At 72.2% G+C, this 5,611-nt stretch carries 6 protein-coding genes and 1 riboswitch; of the genes, 3 read left to right on the forward strand and 3 right to left on the reverse strand.

Features of this window, described 5'->3' with window-relative positions; translation table 11 throughout:
• Positions 1–231 precede the first annotated feature (231 nt).
• Positions 232–1,038 (forward strand): rhomboid family intramembrane serine protease, encoded by an 807-nt coding sequence (locus IEZ12_RS00335; RefSeq protein ID WP_229847104.1) that lies wholly within the window; start codon positions 232–234, stop codon positions 1,036–1,038.
• On the forward strand, positions 1,035–1,316 hold the full coding sequence (locus tag IEZ12_RS00340; protein WP_043913528.1) for an Lrp/AsnC ligand binding domain-containing protein: 282 nt from the start codon (positions 1,035–1,037) through the stop codon (positions 1,314–1,316). Before IEZ12_RS00335 ends, IEZ12_RS00340 begins: the two co-directional genes overlap by 4 nt.
• A gap of 4 nt (positions 1,317–1,320) precedes the next feature.
• On the opposite strand, the gene IEZ12_RS00345 is transcribed toward IEZ12_RS00340, so the two are convergent.
• From IEZ12_RS00345 to IEZ12_RS00355, 3 genes are all read right to left on the reverse strand, one after another.
• Complete coding sequence (locus tag IEZ12_RS00345; protein ID WP_189270233.1) at positions 1,321–2,682, reverse strand: aminotransferase class V-fold PLP-dependent enzyme; 1,362 nt, start codon at positions 2,680–2,682, stop codon at positions 1,321–1,323.
• 47 nt (positions 2,683–2,729) lie between these two features.
• A riboswitch (SAM riboswitch) is annotated at positions 2,730–2,847 on the reverse strand.
• 175 nt (positions 2,848–3,022) lie between these two features.
• Positions 3,023–4,093, reverse strand: coding sequence for an anthranilate phosphoribosyltransferase (trpD, locus tag IEZ12_RS00350; RefSeq protein ID WP_189270234.1), 1,071 nt, complete (start codon positions 4,091–4,093; stop codon positions 3,023–3,025).
• 128 nt (positions 4,094–4,221) lie between these two features.
• The gene (locus IEZ12_RS00355) at positions 4,222–4,647 is read right to left on the reverse strand and encodes a response regulator (protein ID WP_043913531.1); all 426 of its coding nucleotides are present in this window, start codon (positions 4,645–4,647) and stop codon (positions 4,222–4,224) included.
• 325 nt (positions 4,648–4,972) lie between these two features.
• Here IEZ12_RS00355 and ctaE point away from each other — a divergent pair, with 325 nt between their 5' ends.
• Positions 4,973–5,593, forward strand: coding sequence for an aa3-type cytochrome oxidase subunit III (gene ctaE, locus IEZ12_RS00360; RefSeq protein ID WP_043913532.1), 621 nt, complete (start codon positions 4,973–4,975; stop codon positions 5,591–5,593).
• The last annotated feature ends 18 nt before the right edge of the window (positions 5,594–5,611 follow it).

Genomic DNA, 5,611 nt, shown 5'->3' on the forward strand with positions numbered 1-5,611 from the left:
ACCGGGTGACGTCGAAGCGGGTGAGGTTGCCGCACAGCGTGCAGCGCCAGCGGGTCTCGGCGGTCGGCGCGGCAATGGTCATCAGTGGTCCCTCTCGGCTGGTCCCGGTTCCGGGCCTCCAGCCTATTGCCTGTGCCGCGGCGGCCGGGTCACCGGTCCACTGCCCGGACGCTCACCCGTCCGGAGCAGCGCCCGGTGTCGCGGACGCGCCCCCGAGGAATGCTCACCGGCATGGTGCTCACCACCCCCGCCCGGGCCGGTTCGCCGACAGCCGGGCGGACCGCCCGCACCCCGGTCGTCTGCTACCTGCTGATCGCGCTCTCCGCGCTGGTCCTGCTGGCAGGCCCGGCCGGCGGCCTGAACCCGGCGTACGGCAGCGGCCCCGCCCGGGCCTGCGCCGAGCAGCGCTACGAGCACCGCTGGGGCGCGGTGCCCGCCGAACTGCTCGGCGGCCGTCCCCTGACGGCGGACCGGCTGTCCTCGCTCACCCCGGCGACGCCGGGCTGCGCACTGCCGCCGACCCCCTCGAAGATCCCCGAACTCTCCGTGCTCACCTCGCTGTTCGTCCACGCGGGGTGGCTGCACCTGGTCGGCAACCTGCTGTTCCTGTTCGTCTTCGGCCCGGCCGTGGAGGCCCGGCTGGGCCGGATCCGGTTCCTGACCGGCTACCTGGCGATCGGCTACCTGGCCACCTACGGCTACGCGGTGGCCGAGGCGCACACCGCGGACGGGCTGCGCGCCCTGGTCGGCGCGTCCGGCGCGATCGCCGGGGTGCTGGGCGCGTACCTGCGGCTGTGGCCGAGAGCGCGGGTGACGGTGCTGGTGCCGGTCCTGCTGTTCCTGCCGCTGCGGTTCCCGGCCTGGCTGGTGCTCGGCCTGTGGTTCGCGCTCCAGTGGTGGTCCGTCAGTTCCGGCGGCGGCGGAGTGGCCTATCTGGTGCACGTGATCGGCTTCGTGACGGGCTGGCTGTTCGCCTGGGCCGCCCGTCCGGCGGGCGATACCCTGGGCGCACCTTCTCGAACAGGAGTTGCTCAGTGATCACCGCGATCGTCCTCATCAACACCAGCGTCGACCGGATCCCCGAGATCGCCGAGGCGATCGCGGCCATCGAGGGCGTCAGCGAGGTCTACTCCGTCACCGGCACCTACGACCTGGTCGCCATGGTCCGGGTGCGCAACCACGAGGACCTGGCCGAGGTGATCCCCGGCCGCCTCAACAAGGTCCCGGGCGTCTCCAACACCGAGACCCACATCGCCTTCCGCACCTACTCGCAGCACGACCTGGAGGCCGCGTTCTCGCTCGGCCTGGACGAGTAGCCGCTCAGCGCTGCCTGGTGTCCGCGACGCAGCGGCCGCCCTCGCTGCGGTAGCTCCACCGCGCCCCGTCGGTGACCAGGTCCCGAACGGCCGTCAGGAACCGGTCCAGGTGCTCGACGGGGGTGCCGGCGCCGAAGCTCACCCGGATCGCGTTCAGGCTGCGCTCCCCCGGCAGCGACGGCTCGGGCGCCCCGCACTCGCTCGGCGACGCGTCCTCCCCGCCGAGCAGCGTCCGCACCAGCGGGTGCGCGCAGAACAGCCCGTCCCGCACGCCGATGCCGTACTCGGCGGACAGCGCGGCCGAGAAGTGCGAGCTGTTCCAGCCGCGCACCACGAACGACACCACGCCGACCCGGTCCGAGTCCTCGCCGAACAGGCTCAGCACCCGCACCTCGGGGATCGCCGCCAGCCCCTCCGTCAACTTCGCGACCAGCGCCCGCTCCCGGGCCTCCAGCGCGTCGAAGCCGGCCTCGGTGAGCGCCCGGCAGGCCGAGGCGATCGCGTACGCGCCGATCACGTTCGGCGAACCGGCCTCGTGCCGGGCCGGGCCGGTGTGCCACTCCACCGCCACCGAGCCGTCCAGCTCCCGGGCCACCGTCCGGCTCGCCCCGCCGCCGGCCAGGTACGGCTCCGCCGCGTCCAGCCAGTCCGCCCGGCCGGCCAGCACGCCGGCGCCGAACGGCGCGTACAGCTTGTGCCCGGAGAACGCGATCCAGTCGACGTCCAACTCCCGCACCGACACCCGGTGGTGGGGCGCCAGCTGGGCCGCGTCCAGCACCACCCGGGCGCCGTACCGGTGCGCGACCGCGGTCAGCTCCTTCACCGGCCACAGCTCACCGGTGACGTTCGACGCCCCGGTCACGCAGAACAGCTTCGGCCCCTCGGCCGCCCCCAGCAGCGCCTCCTCCAGCGCGGCCACCGCCTCACCGTGCGAACGCGGCGCCCGCAGGTAACGGACCGTCAGGCCCTCGCGCCGCCACGGCAGCAGCGAGGCGTGGTGCTCGGTCTCGAACGCGAACACCTCGGTCCCGACCGGCACCGCCCCGGCCAGCAGGTTCAGCGAATCGGTGGTCGCCCGGGTGAACACCACCTGGTCGCCGTCCCGCAGCTCCAGGAAGTCCGCGACGGTCCGCCGGCTCTGCTCGAACAGGTCCGTCGACAGCTGCGACAGGTACCCGGCCCCCCGGTGCACGGACCCGTAGTACGGCGCGTACGCCGCCACGTCCTCCCACACCCGGGCCAGCGCCGGCGCACTCGCCGCGTAGTCCAGCGCCGCGTACCCGACCTTCTCGCCGGACGCCAACGGCACCTCGACCTCCTGGCCCAGGACGGCCAGCGGCTCACAGATTTCGGCGATCACGGACATGGATGCACTCCTCCACGGGGTAAGGACCCCGGGGTGCATCGACCGGAAGTCCGCGCTTGCCGCGCGGGCGGATCGCCACGCAGCCCGGTCCTCACCCAGGGCACCCCGCCACGGACGGAGGGTTGCCGGACAGCAAGCTGGGGCTTGTCGCTGCCACTCATGACCTGCGAAAGACCTTACACGAGAGCCCCTCGCGCTCAACCCCCGTCCGCCACCTGGACACACTCCTGAAACCTCGTCAGCCGCGCCCCCGCCCCGCCAGGGGCGCGAGCAGGCGCCCGCCAACGGCAAGGTCCGCCCGGGGAGGAGCAACTCCCCTCCCCGGGCGGACCCTTGAAGCTCACTGGGTCGCGTCGGCCCACCGCTTCAGCAGCTCCCCCGCCGCTCCGGAATCGATCGCCGAAGCCGTCCGCACCATCGCCGCCGCGAGCTGCTCGCTCAGCGGCGCGTCCGTCAGCTCCAGCGCCACCAGCGCGGCGGCGCTGTTGAGCAGCACCGCGTCCCGCACCGCCCCGCGCTCCCCGTTGAGCACCCGCCGCGCGACCGCCGCGTTGAACTCCGCGTCGGCGCCGCGCAGCGCCTCGATCCCGACCAGCTCGATGCCGACGTCCCGCGGGTCGAACCGGGTCTCCGTCACCCGGCCGTCCCGGATCACCCAGACGTGGGACGTGGTGGTGATCGTCAGCTCGTCGAGTCCGTCGTCACCCCGGAACACCAGTCCCTGTCCGCCGCGCCGGGCGAGCACGCCGGCGATCAGTCCGGCCAGCCGGGTGTCGAAGCAGCCGACCGCGTGGGCGCCGACCCGGGCCGGGTTGGTGAGCGGGCCGAGGATGTTGAAGACCGTCGGGACGGCGAGCTCGGCGCGGGCCTGCGCCGTGTGCCGCATCGAGGGGTGGAACTTGGCGGCGAAGCAGAAGGTCAGTCCGACCTCCTCGGCCACCGCCGCGACCCGGGCGGCGGACAGGTCGAGGTTGATGCCGAGCCGGCCGAGCACGTCCGAGGAGCCGGACGCGGAGGACGAGGCCCGGTTGCCGTGCTTGACCACCTTCGCGCCGGCCGCCGCGGCGACCACCGCCGACATGGTGGAGATGTTGACGGTCTTGGCCCGGTCGCCGCCGGTGCCGACGATGTCGACGGCCGGGCCGGGGATGTCCAGCGGCACGGCGTGCGCGTACATCGCCTCGACCAGGCCGGAGATCTCCTCGACCGTCTCGCCCTTGCCGCGCAGCGCGATCAGGAAGCCGGCCACCTGCACGGGGCTGGCCTCGCCGCTCATGATCCGGTCCATCGCCCAGGCGGTGTCGGCCTGGGCGAGGTCCTCGCCGCGCATCAGGGCCATCAGGAGGTCGGGCCAGGTGCGGACCACCTGCGCGGGGTCGCTACCGCCGTTCGCAGAGTGCACGTTCACCATGGCCGTCTCCAGCTCTCGTCTTGTCGCAGAGGAATCGGAGTCAGCCTATCGAGCGGGCGGGGACGGCCGCCCTGACTTGCCGTCCCCTTCTCTCCAGGTGAGACAGGCCGGTCCGCGGACCGGACCGGTCAGCGTGCGACCGGCGCCCGCCGGGCCACTCGGGCCCGCAGCAGCGTGGTCGCGGCGTCGACCAGCGCGACCGGGTCGACGGGGTGCGAGATCGCCGCGTCGGCCCGGCTCCAGGCGGCCAGCCAGGAGTCCTGCGGGCGGCCGATCAGCACCAGCACCGGCGGGCAGCCGTAGATCTCGTCCTTCAGCTGCCGGGTGAGGCCGAGGCCGCCGGCGGGCACCGCCTCGCCGTCCAGCACGCACAGGTCGACGCCGCCCTTCTCCAGGGCGCGCAGCACCGCGGGGGCGGTGGCGCACTCCAGGTACTCCAGCGCGGGAACGTCCCCGGCGGGGCGCCGGCCGAGGGCGAGGGTCACCTGCTCACGGGTGTTGCGGTCGTCGCTGTAGACGAGAACGGTGAGCGTCTCGTCGGTGTGCTGCGCCATGTCCCCTGCTTCCTGGTGCTCGTCCTCTTATATGTGTCCACTGTGTCCGTGCGGGCCACGACCGCGCGCGGACCCCGACCGAACGGCCCAGTGTGACCCGGACCACGTTCTGGGACGGATGCTACTCCGGTGGGCCCGTCCTGAAGAGACCCCGACGCGATCTCGCTCAAGCCGCCGCGCCACGGGCTCACTCCCCCGGCCCAGTTCCCTCACCCGGTCCGAACAACCGTCAGAAAACGGACGGACCGCGAGGTGGGCATACCTCACGCACCGGACACTCCGAGGGAGACCCCCCGGCGTGAAGACGGAATAAGGGACCGACATAATGTCCGTCGTGGCGACAGCAACAGCAACAGAAACCGGACACGCGCACGGAGCGGTCAACAGGCCGAACCTGGTCAGCGTGGGAACCATTGTCTGGCTGAGCTCGGAGCTGATGTTCTTCGCGGCCCTGTTCGCGATGTACTTCACCCTCCGCTCGGTCAAGGGCGCCGAGTTCTGGCACGAGAAGGCCCATGCCCTCAACGTGCCCTTCTCCTCGGTCAACACCACGATCCTGGTGCTCTCCTCGCTCACCTGCCAGCTCGGCGTGTTCGCCGCCGAGCGCGGTGACGTGAAGAAGCTGCGTTCCTGGTTCGTGGTCACCTTCGTGATGGGCGCCATCTTCATCGGCGGCCAGATCTTCGAGTACACCGACCTGGTCAAGAAGGACGGCCTCTCGCTGTCCTCCGACCCGTACGGCACGGTGTTCTACCTGACCACCGGCTTCCACGGACTCCACGTGACGGGTGGTCTGATCGCCTTCCTGCTGGTCCTCGGCCGGACCTACGCGGCGCGGCGCTTCACCCACGAGCAGGCCACCGCGGCGATCGTGGTGTCGTACTACTGGCACTTCGTCGACGTTGTGTGGATCGGCCTGTTCGCGACCATCTACCTGATCAAGTAACAGCCGCCCCGCCCCTGA

The organism is Kitasatospora griseola, assembly GCF_014648555.1.
Lineage (GTDB): Bacteria > Actinomycetota > Actinomycetes > Streptomycetales > Streptomycetaceae > Kitasatospora > Kitasatospora griseola.

Excerpts from the sequence above, each read along its gene's own strand:
- ctaE (WP_043913532.1), top strand. The coding sequence starts at position 4,973 with ATGTCCGTCGTGGCGACAGCAACAGCAACAGAAACCGGACACGCGCAC.
- IEZ12_RS00335 (WP_229847104.1), top strand. The coding sequence starts at position 232 with ATGGTGCTCACCACCCCCGCCCGGGCCGGTTCGCCGACAGCCGGGCGG.
- IEZ12_RS00345 (WP_189270233.1), bottom strand. The coding sequence starts at position 2,682 with ATGTCCGTGATCGCCGAAATCTGTGAGCCGCTGGCCGTCCTGGGCCAG.
- IEZ12_RS00355 (WP_043913531.1), bottom strand. The coding sequence starts at position 4,647 with ATGGCGCAGCACACCGACGAGACGCTCACCGTTCTCGTCTACAGCGAC.
- trpD (WP_189270234.1), bottom strand. The coding sequence starts at position 4,093 with ATGGTGAACGTGCACTCTGCGAACGGCGGTAGCGACCCCGCGCAGGTG.